Annotated in this window: 1 protein-coding gene; it reads right to left on the bottom strand. The window is 62.0% G+C overall.

What is annotated here, in order from left to right:
* Window positions 1-110: 110 nt before the first annotated feature.
* Window positions 111-608: efflux RND transporter permease subunit (locus QVP03_RS07985; protein ID WP_288210704.1), on the bottom strand; the 498-nt coding region annotated here is incomplete at its 5' end.

Here is a 608-nt window from a genome sequence, read left to right on the forward strand (position 1 = left end):
GACCTTCCGTTCCCAGCTGTAGTCGGTCACGGCCTGCCGGTAGTCGCCGAGCGAGGTCTGGGCGGCGGCGGGCACGAAGGCCAGCAGTGCGGAGAGGATCAGATAATTCTTCATGACTTGCGGATATTGTAGAAAATAGCATAGACGACCGGCAGCACGCAGACCGTCAGCAGCGTGGCGACGAGCAGGCCGCCCATGATCGTGGCGGCCATGGCGCCGAACATCGAGTCGAACAACAGGGGCAGCATACCGAGGATCGTGGTACCCGAAGCCATCGCCACGGGGACGATTCGGCTGCGCGTAGCCGCCGTGAGGGCTTCGTAGGCGCCCTTGCCTTCGGAGCGCAGCACGCCGATCTGCTCGACCAGCACCACGGCGTTCTTGATGTTCATGCCCACCAACCCCAGCAGTCCCAGCAGGGAGAAGAAGTTGAAAACCTTGCCCGTGACGGCCAGTCCGAGCACCACGCCGATGAAGATCAGCGGGATCATCAGCAGGATAACGGCCGGCTCGCGGTAGTTGCGGAAAAGCAGGAGCAGCACGATGAAGATGAGCACCATCGTCAGGGGCATATACCTGGCCAGGGCCGAGTTGGATTCCTGCTGACT

The organism is Alistipes sp. CAG:29 (assembly GCF_000435435.1).
Taxonomy (GTDB): Bacteria; Bacteroidota; Bacteroidia; order Bacteroidales; family Rikenellaceae; genus Alistipes; species Alistipes onderdonkii.